This is a genomic window from Luteimonas campi (assembly GCF_051162505.1).
In the GTDB taxonomy this organism is placed as follows: Bacteria; Pseudomonadota; Gammaproteobacteria; order Xanthomonadales; family Xanthomonadaceae; genus Luteimonas.
This window is the reverse complement of record NZ_JBNWEM010000007.1, coordinates 90,342-109,708: the sequence shown is the minus strand read 5'-3', so window position 1 is coordinate 109,708 and position 19,367 is coordinate 90,342. Positions and strand designations below refer to the sequence as shown.

At 72.0% G+C, this 19,367-nt stretch carries 16 protein-coding genes; 8 read left to right on the top strand and 8 right to left on the bottom strand.

Annotated features, from left to right (window positions below):
* Positions 1 to 23 precede the first annotated feature (23 nt).
* From ACQYVW_RS16895 to ACQYVW_RS16880, 4 genes are read left to right on the top strand one after another with little or no spacing between them, the layout of a single operon-like run.
* Positions 24 to 983 carry an acetyl-CoA carboxylase carboxyltransferase subunit alpha gene (locus ACQYVW_RS16895; RefSeq protein WP_434947803.1) on the top strand — a complete coding sequence of 320 codons (960 nt, stop codon included), beginning with the start codon at positions 24 to 26 and terminating at the stop codon, positions 981 to 983.
* A gap of 39 nt (positions 984 to 1,022) precedes the next feature.
* A complete protein-coding gene (gene tilS, locus ACQYVW_RS16890) occupies positions 1,023 to 2,366 on the top strand; it encodes a tRNA lysidine(34) synthetase TilS (protein WP_434947802.1) in 1,344 nt (447 codons plus the stop codon).
* Positions 2,367 to 2,412: 46 nt separating this feature from the next.
* Positions 2,413 to 2,682 (top strand): exodeoxyribonuclease VII small subunit, encoded by a 270-nt coding sequence (locus ACQYVW_RS16885; RefSeq protein ID WP_434947801.1) that lies wholly within the window; start codon positions 2,413 to 2,415, stop codon positions 2,680 to 2,682.
* Positions 2,669 to 3,574 (top strand): polyprenyl synthetase family protein, encoded by a 906-nt coding sequence (locus tag ACQYVW_RS16880; protein ID WP_434947800.1) that lies wholly within the window; start codon positions 2,669 to 2,671, stop codon positions 3,572 to 3,574. Before ACQYVW_RS16885 ends, ACQYVW_RS16880 begins: the two co-directional genes overlap by 14 nt.
* A 28-nt stretch (positions 3,575 to 3,602) precedes the next feature.
* Here the strand turns inward: ACQYVW_RS16880 and ACQYVW_RS16875 are convergent, their stop codons facing one another.
* The 3 genes from ACQYVW_RS16875 to pmbA form a co-directional block, all read right to left on the bottom strand.
* Positions 3,603 to 4,040: a DUF4870 domain-containing protein gene (locus tag ACQYVW_RS16875; protein ID WP_434947799.1), complete on the bottom strand. Its 438-nt coding sequence runs from the start codon at positions 4,038 to 4,040 to the stop codon at positions 3,603 to 3,605.
* A gap of 138 nt (positions 4,041 to 4,178) precedes the next feature.
* Positions 4,179 to 4,535 (bottom strand): DUF4870 domain-containing protein, encoded by a 357-nt coding sequence (locus ACQYVW_RS16870; protein ID WP_434947798.1) that lies wholly within the window; start codon positions 4,533 to 4,535, stop codon positions 4,179 to 4,181.
* An 86-nt stretch (positions 4,536 to 4,621) separates the two neighbouring features.
* Positions 4,622 to 5,998 carry a metalloprotease PmbA gene (pmbA, locus tag ACQYVW_RS16865; RefSeq protein WP_434947797.1) on the bottom strand — a complete coding sequence of 459 codons (1,377 nt, stop codon included), beginning with the start codon at positions 5,996 to 5,998 and terminating at the stop codon, positions 4,622 to 4,624.
* A gap of 17 nt (positions 5,999 to 6,015) precedes the next feature.
* Between pmbA and yjgA the strand changes: the two genes are divergently transcribed.
* Positions 6,016 to 6,585: a ribosome biogenesis factor YjgA gene (yjgA, locus tag ACQYVW_RS16860; RefSeq protein WP_434947796.1), complete on the top strand. Its 570-nt coding sequence runs from the start codon at positions 6,016 to 6,018 to the stop codon at positions 6,583 to 6,585.
* Between the two features lie 71 nt (positions 6,586 to 6,656).
* Here the strand turns inward: yjgA and tldD are convergent, their stop codons facing one another.
* The 4 genes from tldD to ACQYVW_RS16840 all read right to left on the bottom strand — a co-directional run bounded on the left by tldD (position 6,657) and on the right by ACQYVW_RS16840 (position 14,237).
* Entirely contained in the window at positions 6,657 to 8,114 is a 1,458-nt protein-coding gene (gene tldD / locus ACQYVW_RS16855) for a metalloprotease TldD (protein ID WP_434947795.1), read from the bottom strand.
* Between the two features lie 52 nt (positions 8,115 to 8,166).
* The gene (locus ACQYVW_RS16850; protein ID WP_434947794.1) at positions 8,167 to 12,048 is read right to left on the bottom strand and encodes a YhdP family protein; all 3,882 of its coding nucleotides are present in this window, start codon (positions 12,046 to 12,048) and stop codon (positions 8,167 to 8,169) included.
* Positions 12,049 to 12,150: 102 nt separating this feature from the next.
* Positions 12,151 to 13,635: a ribonuclease G gene (gene rng / locus ACQYVW_RS16845; RefSeq protein WP_434947793.1), complete on the bottom strand. Its 1,485-nt coding sequence runs from the start codon at positions 13,633 to 13,635 to the stop codon at positions 12,151 to 12,153.
* Positions 13,635 to 14,237: a Maf family protein gene (locus ACQYVW_RS16840; RefSeq protein ID WP_434947792.1), complete on the bottom strand. Its 603-nt coding sequence runs from the start codon at positions 14,235 to 14,237 to the stop codon at positions 13,635 to 13,637. The genes rng and ACQYVW_RS16840 overlap by 1 nt, the downstream gene beginning before the upstream one ends.
* Before the next feature lie 119 nt (positions 14,238 to 14,356).
* Between ACQYVW_RS16840 and ACQYVW_RS16835 the strand changes: the two genes are divergently transcribed.
* The 3 genes from ACQYVW_RS16835 (at position 14,357) to ACQYVW_RS16825 (ending at position 16,400) form a co-directional block, all read left to right on the top strand.
* Complete coding sequence (locus tag ACQYVW_RS16835; protein ID WP_434947791.1) at positions 14,357 to 15,085, top strand: SIMPL domain-containing protein; 729 nt, start codon at positions 14,357 to 14,359, stop codon at positions 15,083 to 15,085.
* A gap of 2 nt (positions 15,086 to 15,087) precedes the next feature.
* The gene (locus ACQYVW_RS16830) at positions 15,088 to 15,252 is read left to right on the top strand and encodes a hypothetical protein (RefSeq protein WP_434947790.1); all 165 of its coding nucleotides are present in this window, start codon (positions 15,088 to 15,090) and stop codon (positions 15,250 to 15,252) included.
* Between the two features lie 461 nt (positions 15,253 to 15,713).
* Positions 15,714 to 16,400, top strand: a complete 687-nt coding sequence (locus ACQYVW_RS16825) for an energy transducer TonB (protein ID WP_434947789.1) — start codon at positions 15,714 to 15,716, stop codon at positions 16,398 to 16,400.
* 49 nt (positions 16,401 to 16,449) lie between these two features.
* Here the strand turns inward: ACQYVW_RS16825 and ACQYVW_RS16820 are convergent, their stop codons facing one another.
* Positions 16,450 to 19,245 (bottom strand): TonB-dependent receptor, encoded by a 2,796-nt coding sequence (locus tag ACQYVW_RS16820; RefSeq protein ID WP_434947788.1) that lies wholly within the window; start codon positions 19,243 to 19,245, stop codon positions 16,450 to 16,452.
* Positions 19,246 to 19,367: the final 122 nt, after the last annotated feature.

Here is a 19,367-nt window from a genome sequence, read left to right as displayed (position 1 = left end):
GCTTCCCTGCAGCAGTCCCGGGCATGAATCCCAACTACCTCGACTTCGAACAGCCGATCGCGGACCTCGAGGCCAAGATCCACGAACTGCGCCAGGCCAGCAACGGCCCGGCGGTCAACATCGACACCGAGATCCACGCGCTGCAGGACAAGCTGCGCAAGCGTACCGCGCATATCTTCCGCGACCTCAGCCCCTGGCAGGTCTCGCAGCTGGCGCGGCACCCGATGCGTCCGTACACGCTGGACTACATCAAGGTGTTCTGCGACGAGTTCGAGGAACTGGCCGGCGACCGCGCCTATGCCGACGACGCGGCGATCGTGGGCGGCCTGGGCCGCATCAATGGCCGCGCCGTGGTGATCATCGGCCACCAGAAGGGCCGCGACACCAAGTCCAAGGTGCGCCGCAACTTCGGCATGCCGCGCCCGGAGGGCTACCGCAAGGCGCTGCGCCTGATGAAGATGGCCGAGCGCTTCCGGCTGCCGCTGCTGACCTTCATCGACACGCCCGGCGCCTATCCCGGCATCGGCGCGGAGGAGCGCGGCCAGTCCGAGGCCATCGCCCGCAACCTGATGGAGATGGCCGAGCTCAAGACCCCGATCATCTGCACGGTGATCGGCGAGGGCGGCTCCGGCGGCGCGCTGGCGATCGGCGTCGGCGACCGCACCATCATGCTCGAGTACAGCACCTACTCGGTGATCTCGCCCGAGGGCTGCGCCTCGATCCTGTGGAAGGACGCGGCCAAGGCGCGCGACGCCGCCGAGCAACTGGGCCTGACCGCGCGCCGCCTGCGCGGCCTGGGGCTGGTGGACAAGGTGGTGCGCGAGCCCATCGGCGGCGCCCACCGCAATCCGCGCCAGACCGCGATCCGGCTCAAGACGGTGTTGATGAACGAGCTCGACGCACTCGAACAGCTGCCGCTGGATGAACTGGTCGCCGCCCGCTATAGGCGCCTGCGCGGCTACGGCGCCTACGAGAACGCCTGAGCCAGGCGCCGGCGACGGCGCGATCCACAGGGGGATGCGGTGACCCGATCCGAGCCCGGCACGCCCCGCGCGATCCCGATCGCGCTCCCCGCTCCGCCGGGGCGAGGCGCGCTGCTGCTGGGCTACAGCGGCGGGCTGGACTCCACCGTCCTGCTGCATCTGCTCGCCGCGGACGGCGACCTGCGCCGACGCGGGCTGCGCGCCGTCCACGTCCACCATGGCCTGCATCCGGAGGCCGATGCCTGGGCGCGGCACTGCACGCATGCCTGTCGCGACCTGGACGTGCATCTGGACGTGGTGCGCGTCCGCGTGGCGCGCGACAGCGGCCACGGCCTCGAGGCCGCCGCGCGTGCGGCGCGCCACGCCGCCTTCGCCGGCGCGCTCGCCGACGACGCGATCCTCGCCCTGGCCCACCATCGCGACGACCAGGCCGAGACCTTCCTCCTGCGCGCATTGCGCGCTTCCGGGACCGACGGCCTTGCGGCGATGCGTGCATGGCGGCGCTTCGGGCCTGGCTGGATGTGGCGTCCGCTGCTCGAACTGCCGCGCGCTGCGCTGCTGGCGCATGCGCAGCGGCATGGGCTGCGCTGGATCGAGGACCCGTCCAACGCTGGCGACGCGCACGACCGCAACTTCCTGCGCCACCGCGTGATGCCGCTGCTGCAGGCGCGCTGGCCGCAGGCCGACGCGGCCTTCGCGCGCGCCGCAGAGCTGCAGCGTGAAGCGGCGGCGCTGCTGGACGAAGGCGACGCGCAGGCGCTGGCCACAGTGCGCACGGTCGACCCGCGCTGCCTGCACGTCGCGCCGCTGGCCGCGCTGCCGGCCCCGCGGCGCGCACGCGTGCTGCGCCGCTGGATCGGCGAGACCGGCCTGCCGCCGCTGCCCTCCTGCGCCATGGCCGCACTCGCTCCGCTGCTGGCCGAAGGCCCGGACGTGCGCGCGGAGTTCGCCTGGCACGGCGCCACGATCCGCCGCTGGCGCGCCCTGCTCCACGCCGGCACGCAGCCTCCGCCCGCCGATGCCATGCCGCAGGACTGGGACGGCCGTGCGCCATTGCGCTGGAACGGCGGCGAACTGGTCCTGACGCCAGCGATGGGCCCCCGCGAGACCTGCGACGTTTCGGCCGAGGCGGACGCGCCCGCGTTCGTGGTGCGACCGCGCCAAGGCGGCGAACGCATCACCCTGCCCGGGCGCCGGCATTCGCACGCGCTCAAGCACGTGCTGCAGGACCTGGGCGTGCCGCCCTGGTGCCGTACCCGGCTGCCGCTGCTGTTCGACCGCCAGGGTGCCCTGCTTGCCGCGGGCGATGTCGCGCTGTCGGCGCGGTTCGACGCCTGGTTGCGCCGGACCTGCCGGAGCCTGCGCTGGCGCGACCGGGACTGAGCATTCCGGCCATGCCGGCCGCGGGCGGCTGGCTTACACTGCACGCATGGGCCAGAAAGCCGATACCAGCAACGCAAGCGCCTCTCCCGTGGCCGATTTCGAATCCTCGCTCGACCAGCTCGAACAGCTGGTGGAGAAGATGGAACACGGCGAGATGAGCCTGGAGGAATCCCTCGCCGCCTACGAGCGCGGCGTGGGCCTGTACCGCCACTGCCAGCAGGCCCTGGAACAGGCCGAACTGCGGGTGCGCCTGCTCGCAGACCCCGACGCGCCCGAACGCGTCGAACCCTTCCCCGGCCTCGATGGCGAGGCCTGATCCGGGCGGGCCTGAGCTCCAGGCCCGCCTCGCCGACTGGCGCCGTCGCACCGACGCCACCCTCGCGGCCGCATTCGACGCACTCGAGGGCCGGACCGAGCCGCGCCTGCTCGCCGCCATGCGCCATGCGGCGCTGCTCGGCGGCAAGCGCATGCGCCCGCTGCTGACCTACGCCACCGGCCAGGCCTGCGGCGCGGACAGCGCGCAACTGGACGCGGCCGCCGCCGCGGTGGAACTGGTCCACGCCTATTCGCTGGTGCACGACGACCTGCCGGCCATGGACGACGATGCCCTGCGCCGCGGGCAGCCCACCGTGCACGTCGCCTTCGACGAAGCCACCGCGATCCTGGCCGGCGACGCGCTGCAGTCGCTGGCGTTCACCCTGCTCGCCGCGGCACCGGTGCCCGACGCCGCGCGCGTGGCGATGCTCGCCGAGCTGGCGGGCGCCGCCGGTGCCGCCGGCATGTGCGGCGGCCAGGCCTTCGACCTGGCCGCCACCGGCAGCGCGATCCCGCTGGACGCGCTGGAGCGGCTGCATGCGCTCAAGACAGGCGCCCTGCTGCGCGCCGCCCTGCGCCTGGGTGCGATGGCGGCCGACGCGGAGCCGACCGCGCGCACCACGCTGGACGCGTTCGCGCAGGCGCTCGGGCTGGCCTTCCAGATCCGCGACGACCTGCTCGACATCGAAGGCGACAGCGCCACGCTGGGCAAGACCGCCGGCAAGGACATCGCCCAGGACAAGGCCACCTTCCCCGCCCTCCTCGGTGCCGAGGCCTCGCGCGCCCGTCTGGATGCGCTGGCCCGACAGATGGCGCAGGCACTGCAGGGCCTGCCCGGCGACACCGCCGCGCTGGCCGCACTGGCGCGTCACGCCATCGAACGCGATCACTGAGGCGGGCGGCGCGCCCGCCTGCACCCGCTCAGAGCAGGCGCAGCGTCAGCGGATAGCGGTATTCCTCGCCATTCCAGGCCCTGACCGCGGCGATCACGCCGCAGACCAGCCACATCACCGCGATCGCGCCCACGGCCACCAGCAGCAGCATGCCCGCCGGCAGGGTGAGGATCAGGCCGAGGCCCAGGGTCAGCACCGTGGCGCCCAGCAGCAACACGCCGATCACGCACACCGCGCAGGCGTACAGGAACATGCTCAGGTTGAAATTGAACGCCTCGCGCGCGTGGGCGGCGACGAAGGGCGAGTCGTCGCGCTTGAGCAGGTAGATCGCGCCGGCGGCAAGCATGCCGGCAAAGCCGGCGGTCCAGCTGGTGAGCAGCGCCAGGACCAGGGCGCCTGCATGGACTCCCGCCGCCCACTGGCGCTCGGCCAGCGACGCGTTGTCACGGTCAGTGATGGCAGTCATCGTCCGCCTCCCGCCGGAAACAGTCCGGCACGGGAACGATGTTGCGCCCGCAGGCGCCGAACTCAACCCAACTGAAGCACTAGGGCGCAGCGAACCGCCGCGCCGCGGGAACGGTTTCCCGCAGCGCGGCCCGCCCGATCAGTTGATCAGGCGGATGGCGAACGGATAGCGATAGTGCTCGCCCCTGTTCGCGGCCAGTCCGGCGATGACGCTGAAGATGATGCAGACGATCCACAGCAGGAAGTTCAGCAGCGCGCCGATCAGGATGATCGAAAGCACCATGCCGATGATGTAGCCGAACAGCAGGGTGATCTGGAAGTTCAGCGCTTCCTTGGACTGGCTGATGAGAAAGCCCCGGTCGCTCTTGTCCTTGTTGATCAGCCACACCACCAGCGGCACGATGAAGCCGAGGATGATCCCCGACAGGTGGGTCAGCATCGCAATGGTGCGGTCGTCCTGGCTGGCGCCGCCGTGGACCGGATTGGTGTCGCTCATGTCGTCTCCCCTGGCTGGTGGGTGGGCTGGATCGATGGCCGCGTCACGCCGAACGCTCCCCTGCGCGGCCGCGGCCAAGCATACCGTCAATCCGAGCCCGCTACCGTCATCCGTCCCAGCAGGATCGACCCGCTGCGGATGTGCGAACGCGGGTCGACATCGCTGCCCACCGCCTCGATGGACTCGAACATCCCGCGCAGGTTGCCGGCGATGGTGATGCCGTCCACCGGGTAGGCGATCTCGCCATTTTCGACAAAGAAACCCGCCGCACCGCGCGAATAGTCGCCGGTGACGGTGTTGACGCCCTGGCCCATCAGTTCGGTCACCACCAGGCCGCGGCCCATGCCCGAGAGTAGCGCATCGAAGCCGCCCGCGTTGGCGCCGACCTGCACGTTGTGCACGCCGCCGGCGTTGCCGGTGCTCTGGAGCCCCAGCTTGCGCGCCGAATAGCTGCCCAGCACGTAGCGCTGCAGCACCCCGCCCTCAACCAGGGCCGATGCGCGGGTGGCCACGCCTTCGCTGTCCCAGGCGGCCGAGCGCATGCCGCGCCGCAGGAACGGATCCTCATGGATGCAGAACCAGTCGGGGAACAGGCGCGTGCCGGCGCTGTCGAGCAGGAAGCTGGCGCGCCGGTACAGCGCGCCGCCCGAGACGGCGCCGAGCAGGTGGCCGACGAGCGAACGCGCGACCTCGGCCTGGAACAGCACCGGGTACTCGCCGGTGGGAACCGGCCTGGGTTGCAGCCGCGCCAGCGCACGCTGCGCCGCCTTGCGACCGATCGACGCCGGCGCCTCCAGATCATCCGCCGCCAGGGCGAAGCTGTACCAGCCATCGCGCTGCATGTCATCGCCGCTGCCCGCGATCAGCGCACAACCGATGCTGTGGTGCGTACCGCGCTCGCTGCCGACGAAGCCATGCGAGTTGGCGTACACGCTCAGCGACGCGCTGGAACTGACCGAGGCGCCGTCGGAATTGCCGATGCGCGGGTCGGCCTCGCGGCCGGCCGCCTCGCAGGCCAAGGCCAGGTCCACCGCACGGTCGGCATCGAGCGCCCAGGGATGCCAGTCGTCGAAGTCCGGCCAGCCCGCGGGACCGGGGCGCGCCATCAGCCCGGCGTCGGCCAGGCCGGCAGCCGGATCGTCCTCGGTGAACCGCGCGATGGCGCAGGCCTGCGCCACCGTCGCCTCGAGACTGGACTCGCGCAGGTCGGCAGTGCTGGCGCTGCCCTTGCGCTGGCCGAAATACACGGTCACGCCGATGCCGCGGTCGCGCGTGGATTCGACCGTCTCGACCTCGCCCATGCGCACGCCCACGCTCAGCCCGCGCTCTTCCGAGCACGAGACCTCCGCCTGGCTGGCGCCCTGCGCACGGCAGGCCTCGAGCAGGCGCGCGGCCAGTCCCTCCAGGCGCTGCAGCCGCTCGGGGCTGTCGTCTTCGTTCACGGGCACGGCAACGCTGTTCAATGGCTTATCCTGATGCGATGAGAGGAAAGGACGAAGAGACCGGCGACTTCCTGTCGCCCAGCCGCAGCCAGCAGCGCCGCGAGGCGCTGGATGTGCTGGCGCTGGCCGGAACGCTGGCGGAACTGGAGCCGGGCCGGCTGGCGAAGCTGCCGTTGCCCGAGCACCTGCTGCCGCACGTCGCCGAGGCGCGGCGGATCAGCTCGCACATCGCGCGCAAGCGCCAGCTGGCCTTCCTGGCCAAGCAGATGCGGCGCGAGGACGACGAGGTGCTGGACGCGATCCGCGACGCGCTCGATGCCGGCGGCGAAGCGGCGCGGCAGGAAACCGCCCTGCTGCATCGCGCCGAGCGCTGGCGCGAGCGGCTGCTGGACGAAGGCGATGCCGCGCTGGGCGAACTGCTGGCGGAATTCCCGCAGGCCGACCGGCAGAAGCTGCGCCAACTGGTGCGCAACGCACTGGACGAGCGTGCGCGCAACAAGCCGCCGCGGGCGTTCCGCGACCTGTTCCGCGAAATCCGCGACCTGCTGACCATTGCCGGCGGCGAAGCGTCCGGCGACGGGGACGGCGCGGCAGCCGAAGACGACTGAGGCAGGCCGTGCCCGCGCGGCGCGCGGGCGCGCCGGCGAACCCGCCGCTTCCTGCGCACCTGTCACGGCGCTCAGGCCCTGGTTCCGCCCACGGTGATCTGCGACACCAGCAGCGAGGGCTGGCCGACACCGACCGGCACGCTCTGGCCGTCCTTGCCGCAGGTGCCCACGCCCTCGTCCAGCGCCAGGTCGTTTCCGATCATGCTCACTCGCTGCATGGTTTCCGGCCCGTTGCCGATCAGGGTCGCGCCCTTCACCGGCGCGGTGATGCGACCATCCTCGATCAGGTAGGCCTCGGTGGCGGAGAACACGTACTTGCCGCTGGTGATGTCGACCTGGCCACCGCCGAAGTTGACCGCATACAGGCCCTTCTTCACCGAACGGATCATTTCCTCGCGCTCGTGCGTGCCGGCCAGCATGTAGGTATTGGTCATCCGCGGCATCACCAGGTGCGCGAACGATTCGCGGCGCCCGTTGCCGGTCGGCGCCACGCCCATCAGGCGCGCGTTGAGCGAATCCTGCATGTAGCCGGTGAGCACGCCGTCCTCGATCAGGGTGGTGCACTGGGTGGGCATGCCCTCGTCGTCGACGTTGAGCGAGCCGCGACGGCCGTCGAGCGTGCCGTCGTCGACGATGGTCACGCCTGGCGCGGCCACGCGCTGGCCCATACGACCGGCGTAGGTGCTGGTGCCCTTGCGGTTGAAGTCGCCCTCCAGACCGTGGCCCACGGCCTCGTGCAGCAGCACGCCCGGCCAGCCGTTGCCCAGCACCACGGGCATGTTGCCGGCGGGCGCGTCGATGGCCTCGAGGTTGACCAGGGCCTGGCGCAGCGCCTCGCGCGCGAACTCCTCCGGCCGGCCGCCGCCCAGCAGCACGTCGTAGCCGTAGCGTCCGCCGTAGCCGGCATAGCCGCTCTCGCGGCGGCCGCCCTGCTCGACGATCACCTGCACGTTGAGCCGGACCAGCGGGCGCACGTCGCCGGCCAGGATCCCGTCGCTGCGCGCGACCAGCACCGTGTCCACGCCGCCGGTCAGGCTGACGACCACCTGCTTCACGCGCGGATCGGCCGCGCGCAGCACGCGGTCGACGCGGCGCAAGGCTTCGACCTTGTCGGCATTGTCCATCGCATCGACCGGATCGGCGGCCGGATACAGGCCGCCCGTGCCGCGACGCGCCACCGCCAGGCCCTGCGGCAGGCGCGTGGCGCCGTCGCGCGCGATGGCACGCGCCGAATGCGCGGCTTCCAGCAGGGCGTCGCCGTTGATGTCGTCGGAATATGCGAATCCGGTCTTCTCGCCGCTGATCGCGCGCACCCCGACCCCCTGTTCGATCGAGTGCGCGCCATCCTTGACGATGCCGTCCTCCACGCTCCAGCTTTCGCGCCGGCTGTGCTGGAAGTAGAGATCGCCGAAATCGATGCCCGGCCCCAGCAGGGTGCCGAACATGCGCTCCAGCTGCGGTGCGTCGAGGCCGGCCGGCAGCAACAGGCGCGACTGGGCGAGGGTCAGTGCGGATTCGGTGTTTTCCATGCGCGCAGTCTGGGGGCTGCGACGCCGAGCGCAAGCCCCGGGCCGTGAAGCCTCAGTGGATATGCGGTGGCCGGCCGGCGGCAGCCTGCGGCGTCGACGCGGCCTCGACCACCTCGACCTTCGGATCCTTCCACGGTCCGGTCACGCGATAGGTGCGGGCGTTCATCTCGCCGAGCGGGCGCTTGAGCACGGCATTGGCCACCGCGCCGACCGCCGCCCCGACCGGGCCGCCGGCGATCGCGCCGACCGCGGGCAGGAGGTTGCCGGTGCGCGGGTGCACTTCGATGGTCTGGTCGTGGGTCTGCTCGCGCAGGTCGCTGCGACCGCGCATGCGGATCTCGGCCGCCGGGCCGTCGATCGCCAGCTCGTCGCTGCGCGCGGTACCGCCCGCGAACTGCACGGTGCCGTCGATCCGGTCGAACGCGAAGCCCTTGGAGAAGAAGTCGCGGAAGTCGAGCATCAGCCGCCGAGGCAGCTGCGCGACGCCGAGCAGGCCCAGCACGCGCCCGGCGCCGGGCTCGACCTCCACCAGCCGACCATCGGCGATCGCCACCGACAGTTCGCCGCGCACCGCGCCCAATGCGAAATCGCCCGGGCTGCGCGGCCATTCGGCCTGGAAGCGCAGGCGCCCCTCGCCGCCGTCGATGCTGTTGCCGAAGCCCAGGCCAGCCATCAGCTCGCCGAAATCGCGGCTGTCGGCATCCACGCGCAGCTGGGTGCGCGCGGCTGCGCCGCGACCCGTCCAGCTGCCGCCCGCGTCCAGGCGCTGGCTGTCGGCCCGGGTCTGCAGCCGTTCGATTTCCAGGCCGCTCGCGGTGGGACGGGTCCGCAGCTCGAGCGCGCCCAGGGCCAGGATACCGAAACGGAAATCATCCACCTGCAGTTGCAGCGGCGGCACCTGCGAGGGGTCCACTTCCGTCTCCGCGACGCGCCCTGCCGGGCCTGGCGCCGGCGTCGCGCCCGCGTCGGCCGCGGCAACCGCACCGGACGACGTCGACAGCAGCGCACCGGGCTGCCAGTGCAGGCGGGCGAAACGGCCGTCGACCGCGCCGCGCGGCCCGCGCGGGACCTGCAGCGTCCCGGCCAGCGCCGGCCCGTCGAAGTGGACGTGGGTCAGCGCCGCATCCTGCGAGACCTGCACGCGGGTCTCGGCGAACCGGGTGCCCAGCAGACGCAGGGCGGCGACGTCCACGTCGATGCCGCGCAGGGCCACGCCATCCTCGCCGCTATCGCCACCGGCCAGGCCGGTCCAGCCGAGCAGATCCAGTTCCGGAGTGCGACCCGCCACCACCAGCCCGTTCGCGGGCGGTGGCTCGCGCACTGCCGAAGCGCCCAGCTGCACGCGGATGCCCGTGCCTGCGGGGCCGGCGCGGGCACGCAGCGCGAGGCGGTTGCCCACCGCCACCGCGATGTCCGCATCCTCCATCGGCAGGGTCGCGGTGACGGTGGTCGGCAACAGCTCCGCGGCCGGCTTGCGCAGCGGTTCGGGCAGGTCCAGCGCGGTGCCGACGAGGTCCGAGCGCAACTGCAGCCGGGTGGCCACGGCCGCGCCGGCGCGCCCGCTGCGCGGCACCGTCACCCCGACCCGCCACTGCGACCGACCCTCCATGTGCGGCGCCAGCCAGGCCAGGCGTGGCGCCTGCCGCAAGAGTTCGTCGGTGGACAGCGGCGCCTCGAGCTCGGCCTCGAACGCCGCCCCGGCATCGCGCACATGGCCGCGTCCGGCACGCAGCGAGAGCGTCGCCGGGCGCCCGTCGCGCGCCGCCGCCAGGCCGTCGCCGCGGAAGCCGTGCCGGTCGTAGCGCGCCACGCCACGCACCCGCTGCAGCTCGAGCTGCCAGCGCGCGTCGCCCAGGGCCACCCCGCGCAGGTCGACCTCGCCGTCGACGGCCGGGGCGGCGCCGCTGCCGTCCAGCGGCAGCGAGAGGGCGAAAGTCGCGGCCAGCGGCCCGGACGCGGACAGGCTGTCGAGCGTGTCCTCGATGCCAACGCGCAGCGGACTGCGCCGCAGCAGCGCCAGCACGTCGCCGGCATCGCCGGCCGGGCGCGCCCGCACCTGGAGCGACGCCTGCGAGTAATGGTCCAGGCGCGCCTGCAGGTCGCGCACTTCCACTCCGGCGATCTCGCCCGCACCCTGCACCCTGAAGCCGTCGTTGACGAAGGCCACCTCCGCATCGAGCTGCTCCAGCGCCGGCCACGTCTGCTGGAAGCGCACGGTGGCATCCTGCAGCCGCGCCTGGGCATGGAAGATCCCATGGTGCTGACGGTCCTGGCGGGTACTGAAAGGCCAGTCGTCCAGGTCGCCGCGCAGGACCGCCTGGCCGTCTCGCACGGTGCCGGCGACCAGCGCCTCGTCCAGCCAGCGCTCGGCGGAATCGGGCATCAGGTGGCGCACCCAGAAGCGGCGGGCAACGGGTATCTGCGCATCGTCGAGCGTGGCCGCCAGGTCCAGCACCGGGCGCGTGCCGTCGTTCTGGAACCAGATTCCGCCGCGCACGTCGGCTGCGTAGGCGTCGCCCTGCAGGCGCAGCGACGGCGTGCCGATCCGCAGGCCTTCGCCCTCGCGCCAGCCCACCACATCGCCGCGCAGGGTCACCGGATGCGGCTCACCGAAGCCTGACGGCCAGTGGAAGCGCACGACGGCGTCGGCATCGGGTACGAAACGGAACCCCTGGGCGTCGCCCGAGAGCGTGCCCGCGAGCCCGTCGAGTCCGGGGGTATCGGCCACGCTGTCGAAACGCAGCGCCTGCACGCTGGCGCGGGCCTGCAGGCGGCCGCGCTCGTCGCGCGCCAGTTCGAGCGCCTGGATCCCGGCCTGGGGCGCGGCAGCGAGCAGCCAGTTCCGCAGCCCCGGATCGAGGCGGTCGCCCAAGGCCAGCAGGGCCAGCAGCGGGCCGGCATCGATCTCCCCTGCGCGCAGGGCGAAGCGCCCGCCGCCGCCGGTCGCGGCCAGGCCATCGAGCACCTGCGGCGCACCCGCCTCGCCCAGACGCAGCAGCGGCGCGTCCAGCCGCCAGCCCTCCCCGGTCTGGCGCCAGCGCGCGCGCGCCTCCACGCGCTCGAACGCGCGGCTCGGCGGCTCGCGCGCTCCGGCCAGGGCCGCACCGCGCAGTCCGACACCGGTCAGCGCGGCGTCGAGCGTCGCTGCGGTCACGCGCATGCCCTGCAGTTGCAGCCACAGCTGGGCGCGCCCCTGGCCGGACTGGACGCTGGCTCCCGCCGCCTGCAGCAGCGGGGCCCAGGCCTCCAGGTCGGCGCGCAGGGCCGCGGCGTAGGCCCGGCCGTCGCCCTCATGGCGGTCGAGATCCAGCGCCAGGTCCAACGGCGGGGCGGACGCGTCCATCCAGGCGCGGGCCGCCGCGCGCACGCGCGCGCCGTCCACCTGCAGGCGCAGGTCGATGCGCGGCAGGGTCGCGTCCAGCCCCAGCCCGGGCGCATGCACGCCCAGGCGGCCGCCGATGACCTGCAGCTCGCCGAGCCGCTCGAGCACGGCCAGTGGATCGCCATCGGCCCGATCCGCGCCCGGCAGGCCGCGCACCTGCCAGCGCCCGTCGTCGGCGCGCTCCAGGGTCAGCTGCAGGCCGCGCAGGCGCAGCTCGGTGAAGGCCCGGCCCGGCAGCAACCCCGCGTACTGGGAGACCAGCATTTCGGCGGCGCCGATCCGCACCGCATCCTCGCCCGCGCCGATCCGCAGGCCGTCGAAGCGCAACAGCGGCCCGCGTCGCGTCCAGTCGGTGCGCAGCCGGTCGAAGGCCACCGGCCGCCCCGCCCGCTCCGCCAGCCAGGCCGCCACCCGGTCGGGATGCTGCTCGGCCAGCGGCAGCAGCCGGCTCACCGCACCCGCCACCAGGGCCAGCAGCACCAGCGCGGCAGCGACGGCATACCACGCGCCGCGCCGCGCCAGCCGCAGCCGGCGACGCAAGGGCGTGGTCATGGGCGGGACGCTCCGCGCGCCGCAGGGATTGGGGATTGGGGATTAGGGATTGGGACGCGCCTGCCTTCCCGAATCCCGTATCCCGAATCACGAATCCCGGCGTCACAACAAAACGACATCGAACTGTTCCTGCAGGTACTGCTCGTCGGCCTGGAAGCGGATGCTCTTGCCGAGAAATTCCTCCAGCTCGGCCACCGCCGTCGACTCGTCCTCGGTGATGCGCGCCACCACCTTGGGCGAGGCGATCACCAGCAGGCGCTCTGCCTCGAACTGGCGCACGGCGCGCACGATCTCGCGGAAGATCTCGTAGGTCACCGTTTCCGGCGTCTTCACCATGCCGCGCCCGCCGCAGGCATTGCAGGTCTCGCTGAGCTGGCGCTGCAGGCTCTCGACGGTGCGCTTCCGCGTCATCTCCACCAGGCCCAGCGGCGAGAAATCGTAGACCGTGGTCTTGGCGTGGTCCTTGGCCAGCGACTTCTCCAGCGTGCGCAACACCTGGCGGCGGTGTTCCTCGTCGACCATGTCGATGAAGTCGATGATGATGATCCCGCCCAGGTTGCGCAGCCGCAGCTGGCGCGCCACCGCCTGCGCGGCCTCCAGGTTGGTGCGGTACACCGTTTCCTCGAGGTTGCGCTGGCCGACGAAGGAGCCGGTATTCACGTCGACCGTGGTCATGGCCTCGGTCTGGTCGATCACCAGGTAGCCGCCGGACTTCAGCGGCACTTCCTTGTCCAGCGCGCGCTGGATCTCGTCCTCGACCCCGTACAGGTCGAAGATCGGGCGGTTGCCGGTGTATAGCTCGATGCGTTCGGCCAGTACCGGCATGTACTTGGCGACGAAGGCCTGCAGGCGCTCGTAGGTCTCGCGCGAGTCGACCTTCACCTTTTCCACGTCCTTGCGGATCAGGTCGCGCACCGCGCGCAGCGGCAGGCTCAGGTCCTCGTAGATGCAGGTCTGCACCGGCGCCTCGCGCGAGCGCTTGCCGACGATGTTCCACACCCGCGACAGGTAGGCCAGGTCCTCGGCCAGCGCCTCGGCCGGCTGGCCTTCGGCATTGGTGCGCACGATGTAGCCGAGCGGCTCGTCCGCGGGCGAAGCCTCGGCCACCAGCGACTTCAGCCGCGTACGCTCGGCCTCGTCCTCGATCCGCGCCGACACACCGATCACCCGCGACTGCGGCAGCAGCACCAGGTAGCGCGAGGGAATACTCAGCTGGGTGGTCAGGCGCGCGCCCTTGCTGCCGATCGGGTCCTTGACCACCTGCACGATCACTTCCTGCCCGTCGCGCAGCAGTTCGGTCACCGGACGCACCGGCTGCGGCACCGGTGGCAGCGTGTCGTCCACCGCCTCGGGCTGGGCCGGGCGCACCACGTCGTTGGCGTGCAGGAAGGCGGTGCGCTCCAGGCCGATGTCGACGAACGCCGCCTGCATGCCCGGCATCACCCGCTGCACCCGGCCCTTGTAGATATTGCCCACCACGCCGCGTCGCCAGCCGCGCTCGATGTGCAGCTCCTGCAGCATGCCGTTCTCGACCACGGCCACGCGCGTTTCGCGCGGGGTGACGTTGACCAGGATCTCCTCGGACATCAGGCGCTCGCTCCCCCGGTCGCCGGCACGAAGCCGGTCTCGACCCCGAACTGCCGTAGCAGCGTGGCGGTTTCATGCAGGGGCAGGCCCATCACGCCCGAATAGCTGCCATCGAGGCGGCGCACGAAGCACTCGGCGCCCCCCTGGATCGCGTATGCGCCGGCGCGGCCCATGGGCTCGCCGCTGGCCACGTAGGCGTCGATGTCGCGCGCGTCCAGCGGCGCGAACTCCACCCGCGAAATGCAGGCCACCTGCGCCTCGCGCCCGGCCGACACCAGGCTCACCGCCGAGATCACCTCGTGCGTGCGCCCCGAGAGCCGCCGCAGCATCGCCGCGGCGTCGGCGCCGTCGCGGGGCTTGCCGAAGACTTCGTCGTCGAGCACCACCTCGGTGTCGGCGCCGAGCACCAGCGCACCCGGCACCGCCACCACCTCGAGCAGGCCGGCGCCCGCCTTCTCGCGGGCGACCCGGCGCACGTAATCCTCCGGCGGCTCGCCGGGCGCACGCTGTTCAGGAACATCGACATCGACGATGCCGAAGGCCACGCCGAGGCGTGCCAGAAGCTCGCGCCGGCGCGGGGATTGGGAGGCAAGATGCAGCATCGGGAAAGGATACCCGCGGCGGCCCGCCGCCGGCCGGAGCGGCACGGTCAACCCCGTTCAGGCTCACGGACCGTTCACCGGATCCTGACGACCCTTTCCTCGCCAAACCGGAGACCATCATGTTCCGATCCACCTCCGCGCGCCTCCTGCTCGCCGGACTCCTTGCCCTGGGGCCCTTCACCATGAGCCACGCCCAGCAACACCCTGCCGCCGTCTCCAGCGACGGCACCCTGCTGTCGGTGAGCGCACGCGCCGAAGCCAGCCGCACGCCCGACATCGCCACCCTCTCGACCGGCGTGGTGACCCAGGCCGCCGATGCCAATGCCGCGCTCCAGGCCAACTCCGCACAGATGGCCAAGGTGGTGTCAACGCTCCGCGCCGCCGGCGTGGCCGAGCGCGACATCCAGACCAGCGGCATCAACATCCATCCCCAGTACCGCCACGCCGAGAACCAGCCACCCACCATCACCGGCTACCAGGCCAGCAACACCGTCGACGTCAAGGTGCGCGACATCGGCAAGCTGGGCCAGGTGCTGGACGCGCTGGTCGCCAGCGGCGCCAACCAGGTGCATGGTCCGAGCTTCGGCATCGACCAGCCGGAGGCCGTCTACGACGAGGCCCGCCAGGCCGCCCTCAAGCAGGCGCAGGCGCGGGCCGAGACCTACGCCAAGACGCTGGGCATGCGCGTGCGCCGCATCGTGAGCATCAGCGAGGGTGGCGGCTTCCAGCCGCCGATGCCGATGATGAAGGCCATGGCGATGGACGCGCGCATGGAGTCGGCACCGGTTTCGCCGGGCGAAACCACGCTCTCGGCCAACCTCGACGTCGTCTTCGAACTGGGGAATTGACCATGCCCAAGGATCCACGCAAGCCCGACGACCGCTCCGGCTACCGCGAGCAGGAACCGCGCGACCAGGAGGAAGCGCGCGAGCCCGGCGCGAAGAAGCAGCCCAACCCGGATGCGGGTGGCCTCGACCGCGAGCCCGAGGGGGACGGCACCCACCAGGGCGGCTGACGCCAGCGCCCCGCGCCGTCGCTGCCGGCGGCGCCCGGGTGTGTTGCGCCTCCGCTTCCAGCCGCACCCCGCGGGGGCTGCGGCCGTACCGACCGCACCGGCCGCAGCGCCGGTGCATCTCGTTCCGGTCCGGAGGAAAGTGCACTGATCCGGCGTCCCGAACCTGCTGTCGCGCCACCTCGCGCGCGCCGGCAACGGCCAGGCTGCACACGCCCCACGATCCCCCACAGCCGGCCTAGCCCGACGCGAGACCCGCACGCTCCGTGCCGTCCGTAGCGCGATCGCGCCCTTCGACTTCCGTCGCATTGCCTTCCCGACGACCGCGGGCGTAGCGTCGAACTGCAGTCGAGGTCGCGCGCCACGCGGGACGCCGGGCTCCACCGCAACCCCGCTCCCGCCAGCGGCGCGTTCACAGCCCAGACGACGGCCTTCCCGGCCGCCGGCAATCGCGGAGGTGGACCATGGTGTTGCAGCAGACCCACTCAGCCCGGCACGGCGCGCAGGCCCCGCGCCTGGACGTCAATCGCATCCTCGGCATCAGCAGCACGCTCGCGCTCAACGTGCTGGCCCTGGCCATGCTGCTGTCGCCGATGACCTTGCCGGCCCCGCCCGCGCCGGCCGAGACCGTACCCGAACTGCAGCTGGTGCCGATCGTGCCGGTGGAACGGCGCGTCACGCCGCCTCCGCCGGAGGTGGTGCCCGTCGTCCCGCCCCGCGTCCAGCCGCGGCCCGCGATGCGCGATGTCGCCGTGGCGCCGCCGGCGGCGGACGTCCCGGTACTGGTCGACCAGGGCGTGTTCGTCGAGTCCGCGCCGCAGACGCCGACGCAGGACACGGCCGCAACGGTCGAATCCTCCGCCCCGCTCACCGGCATGCAGTTGCAGTACGCACGCGCGCCCTCGCCGGAGTACCCGCGCCTGGCCGTCCAGCGCGGGATGGAAGGGGTGGTGCTGCTGCGGATCCTGGTGGATACCGACGGGCGCCCGCTGGAGGTGCGGATCGAGCAGAGCAGCGGCCATGCCGTCCTGGATCGCGAGGCGCTGCGGCACGTGCAGCGTCACTGGCGTTTCCAGCCGGCCCTGCGCGACGGCCTGCCGGTGCAGGCGGTGGGACTGGTGCCGATCGAGTTCCGCCTCGACCGGCACTGACCGAAGCGGCGGGGCCCGCGATGGCCGCGCGGCCCCACCGTCCCCTGCATCAGAGTTCGATGCGCAGGCCCAGGGTGTAGAAGCGCCCCATCGCGCCGCTGAAGTCGAGCGGATTGAAGTTGAGCGCGCCGTAGGTGGTGGGGTCCAGCGGCGCGACCCGGTCGGTCACGTTCTGCACCGAGCCGAACAGCTGCAGCGCATCGGTGAGCTGCCAGGTGCCCGACAGGTCGATGCTGTGGAACGACGGGATCTCGCATCCCTCCGGGGCCTCGGTGCCATCGGCGAACACCGCCGCACACTCGTCGCCGCTCCCGCTGGAGTACGGGACGGTGTTGTCGAACGCACCGCGGTAGTTCACCACGCTGCTCAGGCTCCAGACCTCCGTGGTCCAGGTGGCGCCGAAGTTGGCGCGGTCCTTCGGCGTGCCGATGCAGTTGGTGACGTTGCAGTTGTCGTGGGTGCCGGCGATCTCGTAGCGGTCGCCGTCGTCGATCTCGTATTTGTCGATGTGGCTCCACTGCAGGTCCAGCGACAGCCGTCCGCTGTCGAACGGGAACACGTGCCGCGCGTCCAGGTCCACGCCCTGCACCAGGGTCGAGCTGGCGTTGATGTAGTTGGTCAGCACCGCCAGCAGGGTGCCGCTGCCGGGGAAGCCGGGCACGTCGTCGTCGCTGCGGATCACGTTGGCCGGGTCGGCCATCGCCTGGCTCAGGCTCATGGTGGTGATCTCGTTCTCGCGCTCGATCCGCCAGGCGTCCAGCGCCACCGTGGTGCGGTCGGTGGGCTGCAGCACCAGCCCCACCGTGTAGCTCGTGGACTCCTCCGGCTCCAGGTCGGGGTTGGGCTGGTTCATGAAGGCCACGGCGCTGGGGCAGTTGCTCGGGGTCGGCTCGATGCTGCAGCGGACCGGATCGTTGACCGTGGCGAAGCCGACCGACGAACCCGCCGTCTCGGCCGGGTTGGGCGCGCGGAAGCCTTCGGCATAGGTGCCGCGCAGCGCGATCCAGCGCGCCGGCGTCCACTTCGCGCCGACCTTGGGCGTGACCGATGTTTCGCCGTCGCGGTAGCTGTCCACGCGCAGGGCCCCCGAAACCTCCAGCGTCTCGAGCACCGGCGCGCTCAGCTCGACATAGGCCGAGGCCACCGTCTCGTCGCCGTCGTAGGCCGAATAGCCCAGGCCGATGACGTTGCTCTCGTCGGTGAACGTCACCGGCGTCAGGCGCGCGCTCAGGCGGCGCCATTCCGCGCCCAGCGCCAGCCCCAGCGGCCCGCCCGACAGGTCGAACAGGCTGCGGGTGAAGGCGAGTTCCAGCGAATCGAGCTGGGTTTCGGCGCGGGCGCCGATGGTGGGCGAGATGTAGTCGTACAGGGCCTGGCTGTTGGCCGCAGCGCCGGTGCCCAGGCGCCACCAGCCCACCGGGCTGCTGTCGCCGTCGGCCAGCACCTCGCGCACGCGCCCGTAGTGCAGGAAACCGGTGCGCGACTGGTCCAGGTCGGTGGACGAATGCAGGTAGGCGACGTCGTAGTCCCACTCACCCATCGCGCCCTCGACGCCGACGAGGAAACGGAAGAACCGGTTGTCGGTGACGGTACGGCGCGGGCCCACGTCGAAGGCCGAGTAGCGCAGCCGCGCATCGGTGCCGAGCGGGTTGTCGGGATGGTCGGCGCCGAGCACGGTCGCGCCCGGGCCGCTGCTGGCATTCACCGCCCCGCCCAGCGGCGAGGCCCAGGCACCGGAGACGCCGCTGGGCGTGTTGGTGAACGCGCTCTCCTTCTGGCCCAGGGCGAACTCGTGGTAGAGCGTGGCCGATTCGGACAGCGCGAACGCCGCGCGGGCGAAGAAGTTCGCGTACTGCTGCTCCGGCTGCAGGCTGGTGAACTGCACCACGTCCCAGATGCAGCCACGGTTGAGCGGATTGGGATTTGGATCCTGCGCCACGCTGTGGGTCGACAGCTGCGCGCAGGCCTCCGGCCCCTCCAGCGAGCGCCAGTCGCCGGGCCCGTACTCGATGGCCCCCACCGGCGTGTTCTGCGAGATGCCGCCGTCCGGGATGTAGCCGGCCAGGCCGCCGAAACTGGTGGGGTCGTAGCCCCAGGCGGTGAGGTCGCCGGTGCCGATCCAGTCGCGGTCCGCGCGGTCGCGCACGAAGATCTCGTCGCTCTTGCCCACCTCGGCGCTGAAGAAGAAGTTGAATCCGTCGTCGGCGAGGCTGCCGAGGCCCCAGGTGGCCGACAGCTTGCGCTCGTCGCCGTCGCTGTCGCCCGACTGGCCATACGACGCGCGCGCCACCAGACCGTCGAAATCCTTGCGCAGGATCACGTTGACCACGCCGGCAATGGCGTCCGAACCGTAGATCGACGAAGCGCCATCCTTGAGGATGTCCACGCGCTCGACCGCCTCCATCGGGATGATGCTCAGGTCGGTGAACACCTTCTGCCCATCGTCGGCCATGCCGTAGGGCGCGATGCGGCGACCGTTGACCAGCACCAGGGTCGAGCCGGCGCCGAGGCCCCGCAGGGACACGCCCGACGCGCCGGAAGCGAATCCGGCGCCGAAGCTCTTGGGCACCGAGCCCGAGCCGTCGACGGCCAACGTCTGCAGGAACTCGCCGAGCGTGGCCTTGCCGGTGCGGTCGATGTCCTCGCGCTGGATGGTCTGCACCGGCGAGGCGGTCTCGGTATCGACGCGGCGGATGCGCGACCCGGTGACCTCGATCCGGTCGAGGGTGGTGGTGTCTTCGGTAGTCGTGGCCGGAACGTCCTGCGCATGCGCACAGGCAAGGCCAAGGGCGCTGGCGGCGATGGCGCAGCGCAGGGCGGTATGCAGGGGGGTGCGACGAGACATGGGGGCTCTCCTCTCGCCTGGGGGAACGGCGCGCCTCCGCATCTGCATGGCAAACGCGACGCCAGGCGAGCGCAACCTACGCCTTAAGCGGCGATGAAGAATGTGCCTGTTCCGCGTTGCGC